Genomic DNA, 20,539 nt, shown 5'->3' with positions numbered 1-20,539 from the left:
GCGGCTGGTGGCCGCGGCCAACGGACTGCCGGTCCGGTGGGACGGCACCGCCTCGGGGGGGGGGGGGGGGGGGGGGGGGGGGGGGGGGGGGGGGGGGGGGGCCCGGGCCCCCCCCCCCCCCCGCCCCCCCCCCCCCCCCCCGGGCCGGGGGCGGGGCCGAAGGATCAGTAGCTGGTGGTGACGGTGGCCCCGCCGAACGCGGTCGCGGCGTGGACGCTGATGTAGTGGGCGCCGCCGCGCGGGTTGTCGATCGTCAGGGTGTGGGAGTTGCCGGGGCCGGTGTCCCGGGCGGTGTGGGCGCCGGTGGTGGCCCAGTTGGAGTCGCTGTAGTAGAGGTCGGCGTCACCGGTGCCGCCGCTGAGGGTGATCTTCAGCTGGGTGGTGCCGTCCGGGATGTACAGGTAGTGGTAGGCGTAGTCGCCGGTGGGCGCGGAGAGGTTGCCGCGGCTGCAGTCCTTGTCCAGGACGCGGGTGTCGGGGTCGGTGCACTCGCCGCCGCCGGAGCCGTCGGTGACGGTGACTTCGCGGGTGGTGGTGGCCGTGGCGCCCTGGTCGTCGGTCACGGTCAGCCGGACGGTGTAGGTGCCCGCGGTGCTGTAGGTCTTGATGGGGTCGGTCTGCGTCGAGGTGGTGCCGTCGCCGAAGTCCCAGGCGCGGGAGGCGATGGTGCCGTCGGAGTCGGTCGAGCGGTCGGTGAGGGTGACCGTCAGGTCCTCGACCGCGGCGGTGAACTCGGCGGTGGGGGCCTGGTTGCCCGGCTGGCCGCCGCCCCCGCACTCACCGGCGGCGCAGGCCGCCAGCCAGGTCTTCCAGTCGCTGTCGTAGCGGGTGCCGATGGTGCTGGTGAGGTAGGTCCGGGCGGCGCTCCACTCGCCGGTGCGGTAGTGGCCGAGCACCGTGTCCAGGTCGTCGGGGTGCTTCTCCAGCAGGTAGCGCACGGCGAGGTAGCCCCAGCGGTACACCCGCGTCTGGTCGTGGGTGTAGTCGGTGTCGAACAGGGTGCTCAGGTTGTAGGTGCCCTTGCCGGCCTCGGTGATCGCGTCGGTGTAGGGCTCCTCGCGGTAGTGGTAGGAGATGTACTCCGCGAAGCCCTCCACCCACCAGATGGTGGGGGTGGTCATGTTCTCGGCGAAGTCGCCGTACATGGTGAAGCGGCCGTCGAGGTAGTGGGTGTACTCGTGGTTGAGGTTCCAGATGTGGAAGTCCGGCCGCAGCCACTCGGCCTCGTAGGCGATGAAGCGGGGCTGGTTGCCGACGACGGAGGGGTCGCCCTCCAGGTACATGCCGCCGTTGTTGGTGTCGATCCCGTACATCGCGCCGGCGTATGTCTGGTAGTCGGTGCTGGAGTCGTAGGCGATCACCTCGATGGTGGTGTTGTTGTCGTCGGCGACCGGGCCGTCGTCCTTGGCGATCCGGTGGAAGTAGGCGTCCTGCTCGATGAGGCTGGTGCAGCTGGCGTTCAGCTCGGCGGCCGTCATCTGCTGGGCGAGGATGCGGATGCTGGGGCTACAGGTGTGGTTGACCGGCAGGACCTCGCGCTTGAGGCGTTCCTGGAGGTCGCAGACGCCGTAGTCGGCGCAGTTCTCCCGGTCGTAGTAGTCGGCCATCTCCGCTATGCCCACCCAGAGCGGGGCGGTGGGGCCGGTGATGGAGGTCTGCTGGAGCAGGGCGGTGGCCAGGGGGCGGACCTTGCTCCGCAGGGTCGGGTGCTGGAGGAAGCGGCCCAGTTCGCGTCCGGCGTTGGACGTCAGATAAGCCTGATCGCCCTCGAGCAGGGAGAGGTGGTCGGCGGCGAAGCGGTACAGCGAGTCGATGACGCTCGGGTCCGCCTCGACGGCGCTGACGAACTCGGGCACCTGGTGGCCCCGGAAGGTCACCGTGTACACGTTGTTGACCGCGGCGAGCATCCGTGAGGACGCGTTCCAGGAGGAGTCGTAGTCCGCCAGCAGCTGCTTGACGACGGAGAGGTAGCGGGCGTTCTCCTGGGCGCTGTCGATCAGGATGACCGCCTCGGAGAGCGTCTCGCCGTTGGCGTCGGTGACGTCGCGCGACCGGGGGCTCGCGAAGAAGCCGTCGAGGCCCGAGCGGATGGCGGTCGTCAGGGTGGGACCGTACGGTCCGACGACGTCCGGGTTGTACCACTGCACGTAGTACCCGGCCCGGAGGTAGAGCACGAGCTGCGGGGTGCCGGTGCTGCCGTCACCCGGGTAGCTGGCGGCGTTGTCGCGCAGCGCGTACGCCACGGAGACCATCTGGGCCTCGCGGAAGGCCAGTTGGGCGTCGTTGCCGGTCAGGCTGAACAGGGTGTTGACGCAGTCGAGGGGGGACTCCTTGATCTGCCGCACCAGTTCGTCCCCGGTGCGGCCGGTGAAGTCGGCCGGATCGCACGCGGCGGCCGCCCGGGCCTTCTTGCCCGCGCTCTGCTTCCGCGGGGCGTCCTGGTGGCCGTAGGCCTCCTTGAGGGGGGACTTGTCGGCGCTCAGCGGCGGGATCTGGGACACCTTCAGCCGGCCCTCGATCTGGTGACCGGTGTCCGAGGTGGGGGACTGCTGCGCCAGCGGCGCGGGGTCGGCCGAGCCGCCGGGGCGGGACGGCTGCGACGCGTTCGATGCCGTGGCGGCCGAAGGGGAGTTCGGCTGCGCCTGGGCCGGCTGCGCGAGCAGCGCGACGCTCATCGCCCCGGCGAGAGCCAGGGGCAGAACGGCACCCACACCTCGGCGGACGAGTGTGGTTCTCACGTTGTTTCCTCCCATGAGGGATCGGAGGCACGCAGATGCGTGACCGATGGGATGCACAGGGCGTGGGCCAGGGGGTGTTGTCGTGCCGTGCTGTCGGCCGGACGGAATGGGGTCCATGTCCAGAGTTGACATGCCCACGCCCTGTGCCATGTACCATGGCACAGGTCACACCTCACAGGGAAGACGTAGGACCGGATCCGATGCGACTTCCCGGTGAACACCGCCCGGCGGTAAGGGGGTAGCCCGCCGGGAACCTCTCAGCCCGTTTCGGGGAAGTGACAGGCGGCCGTGCGCGCGCCGGAGCCCACGACCTGGAGCAGCGGCCGCTCGGTGCGGCAGACGGCCTGCGCCTTGGGGCAGCGCGGATGGAAGCCGCAGCCGCTGGGCGGCGCGGCGGGGCTCGGCGGGTCGCCGAGCAGGATGATCCGCTCCCGGCGCCGCTCCGCCGCCGGGTCGGGCAGCGGGACCGCCGAGAGCAGCGCCCGGGTGTAGGGGTGCGCCGGCCGCTCGTACAGCTCGCGCTTGTCACCGATCTCGACGATGCGGCCCAGGTACATCACCGCCACCCGGTCGCACACCCGCTTCACGACGGACAGGTCGTGGGCGATGAAGAGGAACGACAGCCCCAGCTCCTCGCCCAGACGCTCCATCAGGTTGACGACCTGGGCCTGGACGGACACGTCGAGCGCGGAGACCGGCTCGTCGGCGACGATCAGCCGGGGGCCGGTCGCCAGGGCGCGGGCGATGCCGATGCGCTGGGCCTGACCGCCGGAGAACTGGTACGGGTGCCGGTCCAGGTGTTCGGCGCCCAGGCCCACCAGGTCGAGCAGCGTGGCGGCCCGGTCCCGGGCCGCCGCGACCGTGGAGCCCTGCACCAGCAGGGGTTCGGCGATGATCCGGGCGACGGTCTGCCGGGGGTTCAGGGAGGCGTGCGGATCCTGGAAGATGATCTGGAGGTGCCGCCGCACGGGCCGCAGCGCGCGCGGGGACAGATGGGTGATGTCACGGCCCTCGAACTCCACGGTCCCCGCGGTGGGTTCCAGCAGCCGGACCAGCATCCGGCCCGTGGTGGACTTGCCGCAGCCGGACTCCCCGACCAGCCCGAGGGTCTCCCCCGCCGCGAGCTCCAGATCGACCCCGTCCACCGCGCGGACCGGTGCGGTGGCCCGCCCCAGGACGCGCCGGCCGGGGAACGTCTTCACCAGATCGCGTACGGACAGCAGGGGCGGCTCCCCCTCCGAACCGGCATCTGAGCGACGGGACTTGGCGTAGGTGGGTTTCATCGGGCCTCCTCGGCCGGTACGGGGACCCCGCCGGACGGACCGGAGTGCGGGGCGGCCGGGGCGGCCGGCAGGGGAAGGTGACAGGCGACCAGCCGGCCGCCGCCGGGCACGTCCCGGATACGGGGGCTCTCCCCGGCGCAGCGGGCCCGCTCCGGGGCGGTGGCGGCGGCCGCCCGGGGGCAGCGCGGCGCGAAGGGGCAGCCGGCCCGTGGCTCGGCCGGGGACGGCGGGGAGCCGGGGATGGCGCGCAGCGGTGCGTCGTCCGGGTCGTCCAGGCGGGGCAGCGAGTCCAGGAGGCCCCGGGTGTAGGGGTGCGCGGGGCTGTGGAACAGGTCGTCCACCGGGGCCTGTTCGGCGCCGCGCCCGCCGTACATGACGAGCACCTCGTGGGCGACGCGGGCCACCACGCCCAGGTCATGGGTGATCATCAGCACGCCCAGGCCCCGTTCCTGCTGGAGCCGGGCGATCAGTTCGAGGATCTGCGCCTGGACGGTGACGTCGAGCGCGGTGGTCGGTTCGTCGGCGACGAGCAGTTCGGGTTCGCAGGACAGGGCCATGGCGATCATGGCGCGCTGGCGCATCCCGCCGGAGAACTGGTGCGCGTACTCCCCCGCCCGGCGGGCCGGTTCGGGGATGCCGACCTCGCCGAGCATGTCCACGGCGCGTCTGCGGGCGACGCGCCGGCCGCTGCCGAAGTGGTGGCGGTGGGCCTCCGCGATCTGCTCGCCGACCGTGTACGCGGGGTGCAGCGCGGACAGCGGGTCCTGGAAGACCATGGCCATCCGGCGTCCGCGCAGCCGGCCGAACCGGCGGTCGGTCAAGCCGAGGAGCTCCTGTCCGGCGAGGGAGATCGATCCGCTCACCCGGGCCCGGCGGTGCAGCCCCATCACGGCGAGGGAGGTGACCGACTTGCCGGAGCCGGATTCGCCGACCAGCCCCAGGGTGCGGCCGGCCGCCACGGTGAAGGAGACCCCGTCGACCGCCTGGACGGTTCCGGCGGGGGTGTCGAAGGCGACCCGCAGGTCGTGGACGCGCAGCAGGGGGTGGTCCGGTGCGGTGGTGGCGGGCGGCACGGTGGTGGGCGGCACGTCAGTTCCTCACCCTCGGGTCGACGACGGCGTACAGGAGGTCGATGACGACGTTGGCCGCCACGATGAAGAAGGCCGCGAGCAGGGTCACGCCGAGCACGACGGGCTGGTCGGAGCGTTGCAGGGCGTCGTAGAAGAGCCTGCCGACGCCGGGGATGCCGAAGATGGACTCGGTGATGACCGCGCCCGCCAGCAGGGCGCCGAGGTCCATGCCGAAGAGGGTGAGGACCGGCATCATCGCGGAGCGCAGCCCGTGTTTCACCACGACGGTGCGGGCGGGCAGGCCCTTGGCGCGGGCGGTCCGGATGTACGGCTGCGCCATGGTCTCGATCATCGAACTGCGGCTCTGGCGCGCGTACATGGCGGCGTAGAGCAGAGCCAGGGCGATCCAGGGCAGCAGCAGGTTGACCGCCCAGGCCACGGGGTCCTCGGTGAGCGGGACGTAGGCGGGGTAGGGCAGCAGCCCGGTCAGCCGGACCAGCCCGTACAGGAGCATCACGGCGGTGAAGTAGACGGGCAGGGATGCCGTGGCCACCGCGCCGACCATCAGGGTGCGGTCGAGAAGTCCGCCCTTGCGCAGGGCGGCGGTCACTCCGGCGCTCAGCCCGAGCACCAGCCACAGGAGGGCGGCTCCGAACGCCAGGGAGACCGAGACGGGCAGGCGGTCCATCAGCAGGTCCCACACCGGCAGGGCGTTCTCGTAGGAGTAGCCGAGGCAGGGGAAGCCGCACTGCAGGGCGTGCGGGCCGCTGCCCAGTTCGCGGCCGGCGAAGATGCCGACGAGGTAGTCGCCGAACTGCCGCCACACGGGCTGGTCGAGCCCCATGAAGTGGCGTACCTCCGCGAGCCGTTCGGGGCTGCACGTCTTGCCGCAGGCGGCCGCGGCGGGGTCGGCGGGCAGCAGGTAGAAGATGACGAAGGTGACGGCGCAGATGGCGAGCAGGACGCCGGCCACGCCGAGGATCCTGCGGACCAGGTAGGTGATCACGGGCGTCCTCCCTGGGGGTCGAGGATGTCGCGCAGCGCGTCGCCGAGGACGGTGAAGGCGAGGACGGCGACGAAGAGGAAGACGCTGGGGACGATGAAGTACATGGGGTCCATCTCGTAGTACGCGACGGCCTCGGCGATCATCTGGCCCCAGGAGGGGGTGGGCGGGCGCACGCCCACCCCGAGGAAGCTGAGCGCCGCCTCGGTGCTGATCATTCCGGGGATCAGCAGGGTGGTGTACGCGATGACGGGACCGGAGATGTTGGGCAGGACCTGCCGGGTGAGGATGCGCCAGGGCCCGCTGCCGCAGGCGCGGGCGGCCTCGACGTACTCGCGGTGGCGCAGGGAGAGGGCCTCGGCGCGCACCACGCGGGCGATGCCGGGCCAGCCGAAGACGCCGATGACGACGGTCATCAGGACGACCCGGTTGACGTCCTGGGCCACCGACATCATCGCGATCATGAAGATGAGCGAGGGGAAGGACATGGTGAGGTCCATCAGCCGGCTCAGTACGGTGTCGACGCGGCCGCCGAAGTAGCCGGCCGCGATGCCCGCGGCGGTGCCGGTGACGACGACGATCGCGGTGGCGGCGAAGGCGATCAGCAGGGAGACCTGGGCGCCGTGGACGACGCGGGCGAACAGGTCGCGGCCGGTGACCGGTTCGACGCCGAGCCAGTGTTCGGCACTGATGCCGCCGAGGGCCCCGTGGGGCAGGCCGCCGAGGTAGGGGTCGATGGCGTCGGCGTCGAAGGCGGTGGGCGACCAGCCGCCCAGCCGGCTGAGGAGGGGCGCGGTGAGGGCGACCAGGATGAGCAGGGCGGCGGCGATCAGGGCGGTCCGGCTGCCCCGGTCGCCCCACAGACGGCGCCAGGTGGTCCGCCAGGGGGCGTCGGGCAGGGCGGCCGGGGAGCCGGGTCCGCCGGCGGCCGGGGTGTCGCCCGGTCCGGTGGCCGGCGGGATGAGGGTGGTCATGGTGATGGGTCCCCGTCCCCTCAGCCGTTGGTCCGGGACGGGTCCTTCAGGCCGATCACCGCGAAGTCGAACTGGCCGGTCCAGGAGGGGTGTCCGAAGGCTCCGGCGATGTTGTCGCCGACGAGCAGCGGCTTGCGCTCCCAGAGCAGGGGGATGGCCGGGGAGGTGCGCTGGATCTCCCGGTCGAGTGCGGTCCACGCCTCGTTGGCGGCGGCCGCGTCGGGCATCGCGGCGATCTCGTCCATGCGCTTCTCGACGGCCTTGTCGCGGAACTGGGAGACGTTGCCCTGGTTGCCCTTGGGCTTGATGGTGCGGCCGTCGAAAACGAACGGCAGGAAGGTGGCGGCGGACGGGTAGTCCGGGCACCAGCCGCTGATGGCCATGTCGGGGGCGTTGGCGGTATCGCCGATGGTGTCGTAGTAGACGGAGGGGTCGACGGTCTCGATCCGCAGCCGTATGCCGACCCGGGCCAGGCTCTGCTGGAGCGCCTCGGCACGGGTCTTGTCGCCGGTGGACACGGTGATCGTCGTGTCGAAGCCGTCCTTCCTGCCCGCATCGGCGAGCAGCTTCTCGGCCTTCTTCACATCTCCGGTGGCCGGTCCGTCGTGGACCGGGTCGGCGGGCCGGCCGCCGGTCAGGGACGGGGGCAGATAGCCGGTGGCGACGTCGTTGAGGGCCGGCCCGCCGTTGGCGGTCACCTGGGCCTCCTTGTCGACGGCGTACTGCATCGCCTGACGGAGCTTCGGGTCGTCGAACGGCGCCCGGGAGGTGTTCAGCGCGAGCATGTCGGTACAGCCGGTGCGCTCGGCGGAGAGCCGCTGCCGGATCGCGGGCTTCGGCAGGACCTTGGCGACGCTGGAGGGCTGGAGGTCGGACCACTCGACGGCGGAGGCATCGGCGCCCGCGCTCTCGATGATCCGGTCGTCGATCTGGCCGCCCTTGAGGCCCTGGATCACGACGATGCGGTCGGGGTACGCCTTGCGCACCGGGTCGGTCGCCGCGTCCCAGTGGGGGTTGCGGCCCAGCACCAGCTTCTTGCCGCGGGCGTAGCTCTCGATGCGGTACGGCCCGGAGGAGAAGGGCCGCAGGTCGTACTGGACGCCCTTCTCCCGGGACTCGGGCACGGGCGAGAAGGTGGGCAGCGTGACCGTGTAGGAGAACTCGGCGACGGGCCTGCGCAGCGAGAAGACGATGGTCCGGTCGTCGGGCGTCCGGATCGAGTCGAGGTGCTTGCCGTCCAGCGGACCGGCGTACCCCTCGGTGCCGGCCAGATAGCGCTGGGCGTAGTCGGGGCCGCCCGCGAGGTCCGGGGCGAAGGAGCGCTCGACGTTGTACTTGATGTCGCGGGCCCGGATCGGGGTGCCGTCCTCGTACACGAGACCGGACTTGAGGGTGAAGGTCCAGGTGCGGCCGCCGTCGGAGGATCTGCCGAGGTCGGTCGCGAGGTCGGGGACGATCTCGCTGCCCTTCTTCCCGGGTGCGGCCCGGAAGGTGGTCAGGGTGCGGTAGATCAGCCGGGTGCCGAAGTCCATGGTCGGCATGACCCAGTTGCGGGCCGGGTCCAGGTGGGCGAAGTCCTGGTTGGACAGCACGGTCAGGGTGCCGCCCCGCTTCGGGGTGCCGCCGATGACGGTGCCGGTCGCCACACCGGGCTGCCGCTTGTCCGGGCCGCGGCCGTCGTCACCTCCCTGTGTGGTGCAGGCGCCCAGCAGGGCCAGGGAGAGCGAGGCGGACAGGGATACGGACAGCGCGCGGGTGCGACGGGACATGGGTGCACTCCTCGTACGGGGATGGGTCACGGCGAAGGCGGAACGGGCCGGAGGAAGGAGAAGGGCCCCGAAGGGCTCGGCGATCCGGGCGGGCGAGCAGGCATCCGCGTCCGTATCGTGTGACCCGTAACATAGTAATGTGAAATTGCACAGCCAAGATGTACGTCACCCCGTTACCGAAACGTGTCCCCCGGGGCCCGGGTCGCTCACCGGCCTCCGCACCCCGTCGCCCGCCGCGCAACGTGACATTGTATAGTGCGGTGACAAATCATGAAGGGGAACGCATGAGTGAGCTGAAGTCCCGCAAACTCATCTCGGTGCAGGAGCATCTGCGCGACCAGGTGGCAGGCGCGCTGCGTGCCGCGCTGATAGCGGGGGAGCTTCAGCCCGGCGTGATCTACTCCGCGCCCACCCTCGCCGCCGAGTACGGCGTCTCGGCCACGCCCGTGCGCGAGGCCATGCTGGACCTGGCCCGCGAGGGCCTGGTCGAGGCGGTGCGCAACAAGGGGTTCCGGGTCACCGAACTCTCCGAGCGCGACCTGGACGAGTACACCGAGATCCGCGCGCTCATCGAGATCCCGACCATCGGCCGCGTGACCCGCACCGCCTCCCGCGAGCAGTTGGAGGCCGTACGCCCGGTGGCCGAGGAGATCGTCACCGCCGCGCAGGCCGGCGATCTGATCGCCTACCTGGAGTCGGACCGGCGCTTCCATCTCGACCTGCTCGCCCTCGCGGGGAACGCCCGCCTCGTCGAGACCGTGGCCGACCTGCGCAAGCGCTCCCGGCTCTACGGGCTCACCGACCTGTCCCAGGAAGGGTCGTTGGTGGGTTCGGCGCGGGAGCACACCGCGCTCCTGGACATCATGATCTCGGGGGACGCGGAAGCGGCCGAGGAGCACATGCGCCGCCATCTCGCGCATGTGCGGACCCTGTGGGCGGACCGGAAGCGGGAAGCCGAACGCGCCGCCCCGGCCCGTAAGCTCGGCACGCGCTGACGCCGAAGTCCGGGCGGGGCGAGGGGTGTCGACACCCGGTTCAGCTCAACTCAGCCGCGCATCACCGGCGTTGCCCGCCTTCCTCCGATACGCCGCGACCGCGACCACCAGGTCCTGCCAGCCCATCCCGCACGTCTTCACGACCAGCGGGCGGTCGGCCGGGGCTGCGGCGGCGGCCCGGTCCCCGGTCAGATCCGCCAGGGTGACCAGGGCGTCCGGGTCGAGCGCCCCCTCGTGGATCGCCATCACGACGTCGCCCGCCTCGCGGAGGGCGGTCGCGCGGCTCTCCACCAGGACGGTGGAACGCCCCATCAGCACGCTGTCGAGCTCCCGCGCGGCCGGTTCGTGCGAGCCGACCGCCAGCACCACCGCGCCGTCGCGCACCAGCCGCCCGTCGACCACCGGTTCGCGCGCGGACGTCGCCGTGACGACGACATCCGCGCGCCGCACCAGGGGAGCCACTCCCCCGCCGTCCGCCGCCAGGTGCCGGTCCGCCCAGCCGGGCACGCGCCCCCCGCGCCGGGTGACGACCGTGACGTCGGCCACCGGTACATGGGCCCGTACGGCGGCGACGTGCCCCTCCCCCTGGGGGCCCGCGCCGTGAACCACCAGACGCAGCCCCCCGCCCCCGCACCCGTCGGCGAGCGCGCGCAGCCGTTCCAGGCAGGCGGCGACCGAGACGGCCGGGGTGCGCAGGGTCGTCAGCGCCACCCCGTCCAGGAGAGCCACCGGCCTCAGGGTCGCGCTGTCGTGCAGCAGATACGTGGCGTTGATCCGGGGCAGCCCGCGCGCGGCGTTGCCGGGCGCGACGGTGGCGACCTTCACGCCGAACCAGCCGCCGTGCTCGGAGGGCATGAGCAGCCCCTGACCGTACGCCAGCGGCAGGACCGACCGCGGCACGTCACCGTCGGGGTCGAGCCCTCCGGCCAGCGCCTCCCGGACCGCGGCGACGGCGCCCGCCGGGCCGAGCGCGAACACGTCCTTCTCGTCGAGCGTCACCGTCATCGCAGCACGAACCCGGGTACGAGGGTGTCGTCGGGATCGACGGTGAAGCGGCTGGTCCCGGTGGCGTACGCGGTGCCCGTCACGGCCGGGACGACCGCGGGGCGGCCGTGGACCGTGGTCAGCCGCTCGATCCGGGCGCGGAAGACGGAGCCCACCACCGACTCGTGCCGCAGCTCGTCGCCGAGGCGCAGCTCCCCGGCGTCGGCGAGGAGCGCCACCCGGGCCGCGGTGCCCGAGCCGCACGGGGAGCGGTCGACCTGGCCGTCCGCGAACACCGTGACATTGCGGTGGTGCAGCCGCCGGGTGCCGTCGGGCCGTTCGACCGGGGTGCCGGCCTCCTCGGTGAACACCGTGCCGTAGACGCCGGACAGCCGGGCGTCGTCCGGGTGTTCGGCGGCACGGACGGCGTTCAGCGCGTCGCGGATCTCGCGGCCGGCCGCGACGATCGCGGTGACGTCCCCCGGCCGGACCCGCAGGCCGAGGCCGAGCCGGTCCAGCGGAAGCACGGCGTACATGGCGCCGCCGAAGGCGATGTCGACGGTGAGGCTCCCGTACGAGGTCGCCACCTCGACGCCGCGCGCGTGGACATGGCCGGGGACGTTGATGAACGTCACGTCCGCGACCCGGCCGTCGGCGGTGCGCACGCTCGCCGTGACCCGGCCGGACGGGACGTCGATGACGACGTCCGTCGTGCCGTCGGCCGGGGCCGGGACCAGGCCGGTGGCGACGGCCCAGGCGCCCAGAGCGATCGTGCCGTGGCCGCAGGCCGTGGAGAAGCCGTCCTTGTGCCAGAAGAGGGCGCCGAGTTGGGCCCCGGCGTCGTCCGGCGGGACCAGGAAGGCCCCGTACATGTCGGCGTGGCCGCGCGGTTCGCCGCACAGCAGGGCCCGCGTCCACTGTGCCCCGGCATCCGCCATGGCGGTCGTGCGACGCTCGGCGACGGTGAGCCCGGGCCCGGTCACGGCCGGCGGGGACGCGGACACGATCCGGAACGGTTCGCCGCCGGTGTGCCAGTCGACGGTCCCGATCGGCCCGGTGTACGAGTCGGCCGTCCCGATCGGTGCGGTGTACGGATCGGCGGTCATACGGTGAACCCCCTGGGATAGGGGTCCGTGGGGTCGAGCAGATACTGCGCGGTCCCGGTGATCCAGGCGCGGCCGGTGACGGAGGGCAGGACGGCGGGCCGGCCGCCGACCGTGGTCTCCGCCAGGATCCGGCCGGTGAAACGGGAGCCGATGAACGACTCGTTGACGAAGTCCTGCCCGGTCTTCAGCAGTCCCCGCGCGTGCAGTTGGGCCATGCGGGCGCTGGTTCCCGTCCCGCAGGGCGAGCGGTCGAACCAGCCGGGGTGGATCGCCATGGCGTGCCGCGAGTGCTCGGCGGTCGATCCGGGGGCCTCCAGGTAGACGTGGTGGCAGACGTCGATGGCGGGGTTCTCCGGGTGGACCACCGGGTTCTGCTCGTTGATCGCCTGCATGATGCCCAGGCCCGCGTCGAGCAGCCGCTGTTTCTCCGCCCGGTCGAAGGGGATGCCGAGGTCCTCGGTGCGTACGACGGCGTAGAAGTTGCCGCCGTACGCCATGTCGTAGCGGACCTGCCCGAAGCCCGCCACCTCGACCACCTGGTCCAGCGCGTGGCTGTAGGAGGCGACGTTCTCCAGGGTGACGGACTCCGCGCGGCCGTCGCGCACGGCGACCCGGGCCGTGACGAGACCGGCGGGGGTGTCGAGCCGTACGACGGTCTCCGGTTCGACCGCCTCGACCATGCCCGTCTCCACGAGGACCGTCGCCACGCCGATGGTGCCGTGGCCGCACATGGGCAGACAGCCGGAGACCTCGATGAACAGCACGCCGAAGTCGGCGTCCGGCCGGGTGGGGGGCTGGAGGATGGCTCCGGACATGGACGCGTGCCCGCGCGGCTCGCACATCAGCAGGGTGCGCAGTCCGTCGCGCTCCGCGATGAACCGCTGCCGCCGCTCGGCCATGGTGGCGCCCGGCAGGACGCCCACCCCGCCGGTGACGACCCGGGTCGGCATGCCTTCGGTGTGCGAGTCGACCGCGTGGTAACAGACCGTGGAACGCACGTCAGTTCACCCCGGCGTCGATGAGGGCCTGGGTGGCGGAGCGGACGACGGCCTCGGTCTCCGGGTCCAGAGGCTGCCGGGGCGGACGGCAGACGCCGCCGGTCCGGCCGATCATGTCCTGGCCGAGCTTGATCGCCTGGACGAACTCGGTCCTGCTGTCCCAGCGCAGGACGGAGTGGAGCCGGCGGTAGAGCGGGAGCGCGGTGTCCAGATCGCCCGCCAGCGAGGCGTTGTAGAGGTCGAGGCAGGCGCGCGGGAAGACCTGGGGGTAGCCGGCGACCCAGCCCTTGGCCCCGGCGACGGCGACCTCCAGGAGGGTGTCGTCGGTGCCGATGATGAGGTCGAGCCCGGGGGCGAGTTCATTGATGGCGTAGCACCTGCGGACGTCTCCGGAGAACTCCTTCACACCCACGATGAAGCCCTCGGCGTGCAGCTTGGCCAGCAGCTCCGGGCGCAGGTCGACCTTGGTGTCGATGGGGTTGTTGTAGGCGGTGACGGGGAGCCCGGCGGAGGCCACCATCGCGTAGTGCTCCAGGACGGCGCGGTCGTCGGCCCGGTAGGCGTTGGGCGGCAGGCACATGACGGCCTGGCAGCCGGCGTCCTTGGCGAACCGCGCGTGCCGCCGCGCCTCGATCGCGCCGTACGCCCCGACGCCCGGCATCACGGTGAAGCCCTCGGGGGCGTTCGCGACGGCGGTCTCCACGACGCGGTCGCGTTCCTCGTACGTCAGGGTCTGGTACTCGCCCAGCGAGCCGTTCGGGGCGACGCCGTGCAGGCCCTGTTCGGCGAGCCGGGCGACGTTGTCCCCGTAGGCGCCGTGGTCGACGGCGAGGTCCCGGTCGAAGGGGAGGCTCGTCGCGACGATGACGCCGTGCCAGGGCATACGGGTGGGGCTGGGGGTGGAGGTCGAGGTGGAGGTGCGGTCCATGGGAACTCCTCAGGTGTGATCGGAAGTGGACTCGCCGGAATCGGCGAGCGCACCGAGGGTGACGGGGGTCGCGATCAGCCGTTCCGCGGGGGTGTACGGCTGATCGCGGGCGGAGACGAGGCAGTGCACGGCGGGCCCGCACATCCGGCCCTGGCACCAGCCCATGCCGGCCCGGGTCAGCTGTTTGACCTGCCGGTGGTCGGATGCCGCGTCGTCGGCGCACGCGGTCCGGACCGCCCCGGCGGTGACCTCTTCGCACCGGCAGACCGTCGTGTCGTCGGTCAGCCAGGCGGGCCAGGCCGGCGGGAGAGGGTGCGCCTGTGCCATCGCCCGGGCGAAGGTGCGGTGCCGGGCCACGGCCCGGCGTTCCGCGGCCGCGCGCCGGGCGTTCGGCCGGCCCGGCACGGGAAGGTCGGTGAGCACCGAGACGGCGGCGACGCGGCCCTCGCTCACCGCGAGCGCGGCCCCGCCCACGCCGCAGGTCTCGCCCGCCGCGTACAGCCCGGGCACCGTGGTGCGCTGTCCGTCGTCGACGGCGGCGGCCGTGGTGCCGTCGCCCGCGTCGGCGAGCTCGCAGCCGAGGGGGAGCAGAAGGTCCAGCTGGGGGACGAAGCCCCAGCCGACGCCCACGGTGTCGGCCTCGATCCGGCGCTCCGTACCCGGCAGCGGGCGGCCGTCGGCGTCCAGGGAGGCGGTGCGCACGACGGCGACCCGTCCTCCCTGCCCCTCCTTGCCCTCCTTCTCCGTCTCTGCTTCCGCGCCGATGATCGCGGTGCGGGTGCGGACGGGGACCCGGTGCCGGGCGAGTGTGCCGGCGTACCCGGCGGCCTCGGCCCACTTGGCCGGGTTGCGCAGCAGCGGCACGGGACGGCGCAGCCACGCCGAGGGCGACGCCGCCTCGCACACGGCGACGACCTCGGCCCCGCGTGCGGCGAGGGCCGCGGCGACGGGCAGCAGGAAGGGGCCTGTGCCGCCGAGGACCACCCGGCGGCCGGCGACGACTCCCCCGCCCTTGAGCAGCGCCTGGAGCCCGCCGGCGGTGAGCACACCGGGCAGGTCCCAGCCGGGGAAGGGGAGTTGGCGGTCATAGGCGCCGGTCGCCACCAGCAGGGCCGGTGCGCGCAGCACGACGGCCCGCTCCTCGGGTGCCCGGGTGCGGTCCACGGCGTGGATGGTGAAGCCGTCGTCCTCGCGGGCCGTGGTCCAGACGTGGTGGTTCAGCAGCAGCGTGAGCCGCCCGGTGCGCTCGTGGGCGGAGAGGGTGGCGCGGAGCGCCCGGTAGGTGCGCAGGTCGTGGTGGAGGTCGGCGGTCGGCAGGGTCTCCTGGGCGTGGCGCGGCGGGTGGCGCCAGAACTGGCCGCCCGGGGCGGCGCCCGAGTCGACGAGGGCGACCCGCAGCCCGCCGTCCAGGGCGGTGGCGGCGGCGGCCATACCGGCCGGGCCGGCTCCCACGACGACGAGGTCACGGGGCTCACGCGTCGTCACGGGGCCGGGTGGCTCCGCCTGCGCCACGGGGTCACGGGGCTCACTCATCGTCGGCCTCCCCGGTCGTGACGGCCATGCCCGCACGGGCCTGGACCAGACAGGCGCGCTGCCCGCCCGTGCCGTCGACGGTCACCAGGCAGTCGTAACAGACGCCGATCCCGCAGAAGATCCCCCGGGGCCGCTGCCCGCCCCGGGTGGTCCGCCAGGCGACCCGGCCCGAGGCGACGAACGCGGCGGCCAGGGTCTGCCCCGGCACGAACGGCAACGGCTCGCCGTCCACGGTGAACGCGGTCTCTGCTGTCTCTGCGGTCACTTCGGCACACCTCCGGGGTTGAGGAATCGGTCGGGCAGCAGGCCGGTATGGGCGGCCGGATCGGCGCCGTGCCACGGGCGGCCGAGCAGATGGGCGGTGACGAGCGCGCCGGTTCCGGGGGCGAGGCCGATGCCGGCGCCCTCGTGGCCGCACGCGTGGACGACGCCGGGGACGCGGGGGTCCGGGCCGACGACCGGGAGATGGTCCGGGCAGTACGGCCGGAAGCCCCGGTAGGCGCGGATCAGGTGGACGCCGCGCAGGAACGGGAAGAGGCGGCACGCCTGCGCGGCGAGCGCGGTCACCACGGCCGGGTTCATCGAGGTGTCGAAGCCGACGCGTTCGCGGCTGGCGCCGATCAGGATGGTGCCCGCACGGGTGCCCTCGACGACGCACGAGGTCTCCAGCCCCTCGTCGCTGGAGGCGACGTTGGCGACGTAGTCGGCGGAGTAGACCTTGTGCCGGATCATCGGCGGCAGCGGCTCGGTGACGAGGACGAAGCCCCGGCGCGGCAGGATCTCGACGGGGGCGCCGAGCCGGCGGCCGACCTCGCCGCCCCAGGTGCCCGCGGCGTTGACCACGGCGTCGGCGGGCAGCACCGTGCCGTCGGCGGTGCGCACTCCGGTGATCCGGCCGTCGGCCCCGGTGACCGCGGCGGAGGCCTCGCCGGTGTGTGTCCGGGCGCCGCGCCGGACGGCGGCGCGCAGCAGTCCGGCCGCCGCGAGCACGGGCTGTACCTGGGCGTCCTGGGGATAGTGGACGCCGCCGGGGAGGCCGGGTGCGCTGTGCGGTTCGAGGTCGCGGACGCGTTCGACGGGTTCGGCGCGGACACCGGACGCCGCCTGGCGTGCGGCGAACGCGTGCAGGGCGGTGAGGGCATCGGGCGTGCTCGCGACGACGAGGCCGCCCTTGGTCTCGAACTCGACGGTCTCCGGGCCGAGTTCCTCGGCCGCCTCGTCCCACAGGTCACGGCTGAGCCGGGCCAGTTCCAGTTCGGGTCCCGGCTCCTTGTCGGAGAGGAGGATGTTGCCCTCCCCCCGGCTGGTCGTGCCCGCGCCGACGGGGCCACGGTCGAGGACCGTGACGTCGAGCCCCGCCGCGGCGGCATGGAACGCGCAGGCGGCGCCCACGATGCCCGCTCCGACGACTACGACTTTCATGGCCGCTCCCTAGTGCAATGTCACATGCCATTGCTTAGGCTATACATCCGGACGACCCGAGGACAACGCCATCGCCCCGGTGACTTTCACCCGGGCACCCGACGACGGCGCGCCGCCCACCGGCGCATACAGGGAGACGCATCACTGTGCATCCGACCGCACATCCCACCCCACCCGGGGGCTCACCCCTGACCGGGCACTCGCTCCTGGCCGGCCGCGAGGTGCCCGGCACCGGGGACGCCTGGTACGCGGTCGCCGCCGCGACCGGCGAACCGTTCGGCCCTCCGCACCGGGACGCCTCGGCGGAACAGGTCGCCGAGGCCGCCCGGCTCGCCGCGGCGGACGCCCGCGCCTACCGCGCCCTGCCGCCCGGACGGCGGGCGGCCTTCCTCGACGCCTGCGCGGAGGAGATCGAGGCGCTCGGCGACGCCCTGCTGGAGCCGGCGGCCCGGGAGACCGGACTCCCGACGGCCCGGCTCATCGGCGAACGGGCGCGCACCTGCGGCCAGTTGCGCCTCTTCGCCGAGCTGGTCAGGAGCGGTACGGCGCTCGGCGCCCGGCTCGACTCCGGGCCCTCGGGCGCCGACGTACGGCTGCGGCGCATCCCCCTCGGCCCGGTCGCCGTGTTCGGTGCGAGCAACTTCCCGCTGGCGTTCTCGGTCGCGGGCGGCGACACCGCGTCCGCGCTGGCCGCCGGCTGCCCCGTGGTGGTCAAGGCGCACCCCGCGCACCCGGGCACCGGCGAGGCGGTGGCCCGCGCCGTCACGGCCGCCGCCGCGCGCACCGGCATGCCGGCCGGGGTGTTCTCCCTGCTGGTGGGCCGGGGCCACGATGTCGGCCTCGCCCTGGTCGGCGATCCACGGATCAGCGCGGTGGGCTTCACCGGCTCCCGGGCGGGCGGGCTGGCACTGGTCGCGGCGGGCCGGTCGCGGCCGGTGCCCGTCCCGGTCCACGCCGAGATGTCCTCGGTCAATCCCGTGATCATGCTCGACGGGTCCCTCGCCGAACCGGAGCCGGCGGCCGGAGCGTACGTGGCGTCACTGACCAACGGGGCGGGGCAGTTCTGCACGAACCCCGGCCTCCTGCTGCTGCCGGCCGGACCGGCGGGCGACGCCTTCCTCGCGACCGTGGCCCGGACCCTGAAGGCCGCGGCGGGGCAGGTGATGCTCACTCCGGACATCGCCCGGGCGTACACCGAGGGCGTACGGCGGTGGGAGGCCGTCGCCGGCGTACGGGAGGTGGCCCGGGGCACGGCCGGGCCCGGCCCGTACGCGCCGGCGCCCGTGGTCCTGGAGTGCGACGCGGCCACGTACACCGCGCACGAGGTGCTCACCGGTGAGGTGTTCGGTGCCGCCGGGCTCGTCGTGCGCTGGTCCGGTACGGATGAACTCCTGGGCCTGCTGGAGGAGTTGGAGGGACAGCTGACGGCGACCCTGCACGGGACGGACGCCGACCGGGCGACGGCCCTGGAGCTGCTGCCGGTGCTGGAGGAGCGGGCGGGCCGCGTTCTGTGGGGCGGCTGGCCCACCGGCGTCGAGGTCTGCCACGCGATGGTGCACGGAGGGCCGTGGCCCGCGACGAGTTCCCCCGGGGCGACGAGCGTGGGCACCCTCGCCGTCGAGCGCTGGCTGCGCCCGGTCTGCTACCAGTCCCTCCCCGACGCCCTGCTGCCTCCCGAACTCCGCGACGGCAACCCCCTGCGGGTCCCCCGGCGCACAGGGGCGGGCCTCACGCCGGAGGAGTGAGGATCTCGACGACACCGCGCACGCACCGCACCCGTCCGCGCACGCCCCACGCCCGTCCGCGCACGCCCCACGCCCGTCCGCGTACGCCCCACGCCCGTCCGCGTACGGCATACACTGATTCGCGTACGCTATACACGGTCATGATGCGGCGTCAACACGATGGGAAGCTGGCGATGGCCGTGGAGCGCAGTCTGGAATTGCTCTGGGGAGACCGGAGCAGGCCGACCCGGGGGCCGAAGCCCGGGCTCAGCGTCGACAAGATCGTCGCGTCCGCGATCGAGATCGCGGACACCGAGGGCCTGGACGCCCTGTCCATGCAGCGGGTGGCCGCCCGGCTGAACTTCTCCACCATGTCGCTGTACCGCTATGTGCCGGGGAAGGAGCAGCTGTTCGACGTCATGATGGACGTCGCCGGCGGCCCCGCCCCCGACCTCGACGACCTCGACGGCTGGCGCCCCAAGATCGAACGCTGGGTGCACGCCCTGTGGGCCCGCTACCAGCAGCACCCCTGGATGCTGCAGGTCCGGGTCAGCGGCCCGCCGGTCGGCCCCAACGCGCTGTCCTGGCTGGAAGCCGCCCTGCGGGCGTTGTCCGAGACCCGGCTCCGGCACGAGGAGGTGCTCTCTGTGAGCCTCTTCCTCAACGGCGCCGTGAGCGGCCTCGCCAGGCTCTCCACGGACACGGCCCGGGCCACCGAGGCCACCGGGCGCGCCGACGCGCCCGCCGGTGACCCCGCGCCCGGCTACTCCGAGACGCTGGCCTCGCTGATCGACGCCGAACGCTTCCCCACGCTGCTGAAGATGGTCTCCGCCGGTGTGCTGCGGCCGGGCAGCGCCGCCGGGAGCGCCATCGGCGCGGGCTCCGCCCCCGACGTCGAGTTCGGCCTCCAGCGGCTGCTGGACGGCATCGAGGTCTACGTGGAGGCGCACGACCCCACACGTACCCGACCCCACGAGTGAGGAACGAAGTGCAGGCGAACACAGCGGTGCTGCCCTGGAGGGGCGTCAACTACAACACGGGGACGGACTATGCGGGCCTCGGTCCGGGCGCGGCGGGACCGCACTGGTCCCGCCCGCTCTACCGGGAGCACATGGCGGCCATCAGGAACGAACTGCACTGCACGTCGGTGAATCTCTACGGCACCGACATCGCCGGACTGACCGAGTGCGCGGCCGCGGCCGCGGAGGCGGGGCTGCATGTCTGGCTCCAGCCCCGCCTCGTGGAGGGGACGGCGGAGGCCACGCTCGCGTACCTCGCGGAGGCCGCCGGGGCCGCCGAGAAGCTGCGTCTGCGGTACGGCGCGATCGACCTCAACGTGGGGTGCGAGCTGACCGTCTTCGGTTCGGGCATCATCCCCGGCCGGACCCACGGGGACCGTGCGGCGAAGCTGCCCGACCCCGAGTGGTGGACGAAACTCCCCCAGTTCAACTCGCAGTTGAACGAGCTGCTCGGCCACGCCCAGGAGGTGGCCAGGACGCACTTCAACGGTCGGATCAGCTACGCCGCCGGCCTGTGGGAGGACGTCGACTGGACCGGCTTCGACTTCGTCGGAGTGAACTACTACCGGATGGCGTACAACTCCGCGGAGTACGTCACCGGCCTGCGGACGTACCTCCGGCCCGGAAAGCCCGTCCTGATCACCGAGTTCGGCTGCTGCACGTTCACGGGCGCCGGGGACATGGGCCCCGGCGGCTACGGAATCATCGACTGGTCCGCCCGTCCCCCGGCGCTGAACGACGCGTACACCCGCGACGAGCGGGAACAGGCGGACTATCTGGCACAGCAGTTGGACATCTTCGCCGCCGAGGGCGTCCACGGGGCGTACGTCTTCGAGTTCATCGCCCCCAAGCCGTACTCCCCCGATCCCCGCCACGATCTGGACATGGGCAGCTTCGGTCTGGCGAAGGTGGACCAGGACGGGGGCTGGGTGCCGAAGCTCTCCTTCCACGAGGTGGCGCGGCGCTACGGGACCCCCTGACCCCGTACACGCC

Annotated in this window: 17 protein-coding genes; 4 read left to right on the top strand and 13 right to left on the bottom strand. The window is 73.1% G+C overall.

Annotated features, from left to right (window positions below; all coding sequences use genetic code 11):
• Positions 1-164 precede the first annotated feature (164 nt).
• The 6 genes from ACIQPT_RS32240 to ACIQPT_RS32215 all read right to left on the bottom strand — a co-directional run bounded on the left by ACIQPT_RS32240 (position 165) and on the right by ACIQPT_RS32215 (position 8,837).
• The gene (locus ACIQPT_RS32240) at positions 165-2,675 is read right to left on the bottom strand and encodes a collagenase (RefSeq protein WP_401161076.1); all 2,511 of its coding nucleotides are present in this window, start codon (positions 2,673-2,675) and stop codon (positions 165-167) included.
• Positions 2,676-2,995: 320 nt separating this feature from the next.
• Entirely contained in the window at positions 2,996-4,021 is a 1,026-nt protein-coding gene (locus ACIQPT_RS32235; protein WP_401161074.1) for an ABC transporter ATP-binding protein, read from the bottom strand.
• Entirely contained in the window at positions 4,018-5,109 is a 1,092-nt protein-coding gene (locus tag ACIQPT_RS32230) for an ABC transporter ATP-binding protein (protein ID WP_401161072.1), read from the bottom strand. Before ACIQPT_RS32230 ends, ACIQPT_RS32235 begins: the two co-directional genes overlap by 4 nt.
• Before the next feature lies 1 nt (position 5,110).
• Positions 5,111-6,097 carry an ABC transporter permease gene (locus ACIQPT_RS32225; RefSeq protein WP_401161070.1) on the bottom strand — a complete coding sequence of 329 codons (987 nt, stop codon included), beginning with the start codon at positions 6,095-6,097 and terminating at the stop codon, positions 5,111-5,113.
• Complete coding sequence (locus tag ACIQPT_RS32220) at positions 6,094-7,068, bottom strand: ABC transporter permease (RefSeq protein ID WP_401161068.1); 975 nt, start codon at positions 7,066-7,068, stop codon at positions 6,094-6,096. The genes ACIQPT_RS32225 and ACIQPT_RS32220 overlap by 4 nt, the downstream gene beginning before the upstream one ends.
• Positions 7,069-7,088: 20 nt before the next feature.
• Positions 7,089-8,837: an ABC transporter substrate-binding protein gene (locus tag ACIQPT_RS32215; RefSeq protein WP_401161066.1), complete on the bottom strand. Its 1,749-nt coding sequence runs from the start codon at positions 8,835-8,837 to the stop codon at positions 7,089-7,091.
• 284 nt (positions 8,838-9,121) lie between these two features.
• Between ACIQPT_RS32215 and ACIQPT_RS32210 the strand changes: the two genes are divergently transcribed.
• Entirely contained in the window at positions 9,122-9,832 is a 711-nt protein-coding gene (locus ACIQPT_RS32210; protein WP_401161064.1) for a GntR family transcriptional regulator, read from the top strand.
• Positions 9,833-9,877: 45 nt separating this feature from the next.
• On the opposite strand, the gene ACIQPT_RS32205 is transcribed toward ACIQPT_RS32210, so the two are convergent.
• From ACIQPT_RS32205 to ACIQPT_RS32175, 7 genes are read right to left on the bottom strand one after another with little or no spacing between them, the layout of a single operon-like run.
• Positions 9,878-10,837, bottom strand: a complete 960-nt coding sequence (locus tag ACIQPT_RS32205; RefSeq protein ID WP_401161062.1) for an ornithine cyclodeaminase family protein — start codon at positions 10,835-10,837, stop codon at positions 9,878-9,880.
• A complete protein-coding gene (locus ACIQPT_RS32200) occupies positions 10,834-11,922 on the bottom strand; it encodes a proline racemase family protein (protein WP_401161060.1) in 1,089 nt (362 codons plus the stop codon). Before ACIQPT_RS32200 ends, ACIQPT_RS32205 begins: the two co-directional genes overlap by 4 nt.
• Positions 11,919-12,920, bottom strand: coding sequence for a proline racemase family protein (locus tag ACIQPT_RS32195; RefSeq protein ID WP_401161059.1), 1,002 nt, complete (start codon positions 12,918-12,920; stop codon positions 11,919-11,921). The genes ACIQPT_RS32200 and ACIQPT_RS32195 overlap by 4 nt, the downstream gene beginning before the upstream one ends.
• Before the next feature lies 1 nt (position 12,921).
• Positions 12,922-13,848: a dihydrodipicolinate synthase family protein gene (locus ACIQPT_RS32190; RefSeq protein ID WP_401161057.1), complete on the bottom strand. Its 927-nt coding sequence runs from the start codon at positions 13,846-13,848 to the stop codon at positions 12,922-12,924.
• Positions 13,849-13,857: 9 nt separating this feature from the next.
• Positions 13,858-15,381, bottom strand: coding sequence for an FAD-dependent oxidoreductase (locus ACIQPT_RS32185; RefSeq protein ID WP_401161056.1), 1,524 nt, complete (start codon positions 15,379-15,381; stop codon positions 13,858-13,860).
• A complete protein-coding gene (locus ACIQPT_RS32180) occupies positions 15,374-15,646 on the bottom strand; it encodes a (2Fe-2S)-binding protein (protein ID WP_401161054.1) in 273 nt (90 codons plus the stop codon). Before ACIQPT_RS32180 ends, ACIQPT_RS32185 begins: the two co-directional genes overlap by 8 nt.
• Positions 15,643-16,803, bottom strand: coding sequence for an NAD(P)/FAD-dependent oxidoreductase (locus tag ACIQPT_RS32175; protein WP_401161053.1), 1,161 nt, complete (start codon positions 16,801-16,803; stop codon positions 15,643-15,645). Before ACIQPT_RS32175 ends, ACIQPT_RS32180 begins: the two co-directional genes overlap by 4 nt.
• 146 nt (positions 16,804-16,949) lie before the next feature.
• On the opposite strand from ACIQPT_RS32175, the gene ACIQPT_RS32170 reads away from it, so the two are divergent.
• From ACIQPT_RS32170 to ACIQPT_RS32160, 3 genes are all read left to right on the top strand, one after another.
• A complete protein-coding gene (locus tag ACIQPT_RS32170; protein WP_401161051.1) occupies positions 16,950-18,548 on the top strand; it encodes an aldehyde dehydrogenase (NADP(+)) in 1,599 nt (532 codons plus the stop codon).
• A gap of 143 nt (positions 18,549-18,691) precedes the next feature.
• Complete coding sequence (locus tag ACIQPT_RS32165; RefSeq protein ID WP_401161050.1) at positions 18,692-19,507, top strand: TetR/AcrR family transcriptional regulator; 816 nt, start codon at positions 18,692-18,694, stop codon at positions 19,505-19,507.
• 8 nt (positions 19,508-19,515) lie between these two features.
• Positions 19,516-20,526 carry an abortive infection protein gene (locus ACIQPT_RS32160; RefSeq protein WP_401161049.1) on the top strand — a complete coding sequence of 337 codons (1,011 nt, stop codon included), beginning with the start codon at positions 19,516-19,518 and terminating at the stop codon, positions 20,524-20,526.
• The last annotated feature ends 13 nt before the right edge of the window (positions 20,527-20,539 follow it).

Origin of the sequence: Streptomyces sp. NPDC091289, from assembly GCF_044757365.1 — a bacterium.
In the GTDB taxonomy this organism is placed as follows: domain Bacteria; phylum Actinomycetota; class Actinomycetes; order Streptomycetales; family Streptomycetaceae; genus Streptomyces.
Note: the sequence above shows the minus strand (reverse complement) of the source record. Positions and strands in the feature narration are given on the sequence as shown.